The organism is Glutamicibacter sp. AOP12-B1-11 (genome assembly GCF_052379245.1).
Taxonomy (GTDB): Bacteria; Actinomycetota; Actinomycetes; order Actinomycetales; family Micrococcaceae; genus Glutamicibacter.
On the sequence record NZ_JBQSYL010000071.1, the window covers coordinates 1 to 2,100 of the forward strand.

Below are 2,100 nucleotides of genomic sequence, written 5' to 3' on the forward strand. Positions count from 1 at the left end.
AAGTTGACGGACGCACCCTCATGGACTTGCTTGGCTATAGTCCTGGAATCATCGCCCAGCATGCGTCAAGAGCAGCCGCACCTATGGCTGACTATATTGATCTGAAGAGGTCTGCTCCTCAGATTGAAGAGAACCCCTAGTCTTGAGGTTCTTCAAGCATCGGATCACTGACCTACAACTCTGAAGGTCTCATCAGGGAGCCATCAAAAGTACCTGGATCCGGAGCAAACGGATAACAGGATTTCCCATCAGAAAAGACTTTATTTGTTCCTGCCGCACATCGTGAGGTTTCAGATGAACGTCGCGCTCTACACCGAAACTAGCTGCTGGCGTGTGTTCTATCCTCAAATAGGCATCAGGCAGATCTAGTTTCGTCCCATAGCAATACGCTCATAAGCTCGATGGATTCTCTTGAGGCACATGGTGAGGACCATTAGCAGATGGCCCCCCGCAGCAATGGAGAAGCACGAGATAATACGAATTATCGTCTCTTCACTGGGATCGAGGTTTGCAGGAGCTCCGACCCACTCGGTAGATCCAACAATCACTAGGAAGAAGACCAGTAGCAGCCCCCAAAGCATTGCCCATAGACAGTTGAACATTATCTCATCCAGTAGTTCCAAATCGGCATCGATGATTAGAGGATTATTGGGCAAGGAGGTTCGTAGCTGGAAGAGGAACACCGCAACAGCGAATAAAAGTCCGGAAACTATAGAAATCCCAGCAACAGCGTTGTCTACTTTTACCAACCTGAAGTCTAGAAACCAAGCGATAGCACTTAAAGCCACGGGTATTCCCAGTTGCATCAAATAATCCGGGACATGAATCTTTCCCGTTTGCCCGTTCCTGAGTGTTAGAAAATGATCTCTAGGAATTCGCCAGAGGGACAGCTTCCCCATGTTTTGCTCCTAGACTATCGCTCCAGCGCGGCTCCCAATTTATTTTGCCGGTTATTCCCGCAATTTCAGATAACTGCTCAACGCACTTTGCCACCAGGTCGTCCACAATTAGCTGCTCGGTATTGTCTTCGTTGAGTACCAACCGAAAGCTTGGAGCGCCCCCGCCATCAACTAAAAATTTCTTTTGTCGCTCGCCGTCGACCAACGTGACATAAATATCTTCCTTTTCATGATCCTCATCGACTGGAATGCCGACGACTCGCTTTGCTGCACTCTTGTCAGTTGCCAACTTTCCAAGAAGATCTCGATTAAAGAATGCACGGCGATGCGGTCTTGCGATATGAGATATGGCCCCCACTTCGACGTGTACGCCGTCTGCAGCGTCGACTGACTTACCCTCGACTCTGAGCTCAACCTCTTTCAACTTGGCATGTTCTGCCCAAGCGTCGCCTTCCGACACAGCGGAGCAGTCCATCTTAATGAGGCGTAGGAGGTCAGCTATATGTTCAGAAAACAATTGGCGAAGACGGATCCCGCCCGCGCCACGGCGTGAAGATTCTGTCATCAAGAATGCGGAGCGTCCTTTTTCAGGAACTAGAAGAAGTGTGCGAGTTGTTCCAGTTGGTGCATGGCGCGACGAAAGCTGGAATTCGGATTCGCCGGTTTCTGAATCGACTACTTCCCCGGACTCACCGCTGGAACCGACTGATGTTTCTACTACAACGACCCGCGAAGCGTACCTGGATATACCTGTCACATTGACCCAAGTGTTTTTACTTTTGTCGACGGTATCTTCTCTTGTCAGCCTACTCAACCAATCGGAGAATATATCTAGGAGATCGCTACCTAGTAGATCAACCGGCGCGAAAACACGTCCAGCTCCTTCGCGCTTGCCCTTCTCACGAAAAGTTAATTCATGAATAGTAAGGACTCTTCTAGCCATCTGCTCCCCCATAACAATCGAAACTAGATCTCAAATGAAACTTACAGCATTAGGCCGACATTTAGAGATAACTGAGCGGAGTATGGTGAGCCCCAGATAGCATTTCAGTCCATGAGTGAACGACATGTCTGAGGGGTATCAAAATCGTTCGTTTAAGACACACTTAAAGCAGGCTCCCATGGAGTGCGACGGGTAGCTTCATCGGTCACTTGAGCCGCACCGCTACATGACGATTCAGGTGTTCCGTAAGGGGAACCC

General features: G+C 49.3%; 2 protein-coding genes. Both read right to left on the bottom strand.

The genetic code is table 11. The features are described from left to right. Positions 1–365: 365 nt before the first annotated feature. Complete coding sequence (locus ACT3UQ_RS19605) at positions 366–899, bottom strand: hypothetical protein (protein WP_443441312.1); 534 nt, start codon at positions 897–899, stop codon at positions 366–368. Continuing rightward, the gene (locus tag ACT3UQ_RS19610) at positions 868–1,842 is read right to left on the bottom strand and encodes a hypothetical protein (RefSeq protein WP_444637807.1); all 975 of its coding nucleotides are present in this window, start codon (positions 1,840–1,842) and stop codon (positions 868–870) included. Before ACT3UQ_RS19610 ends, ACT3UQ_RS19605 begins: the two co-directional genes overlap by 32 nt. Positions 1,843–2,100 lie beyond the last annotated feature (258 nt).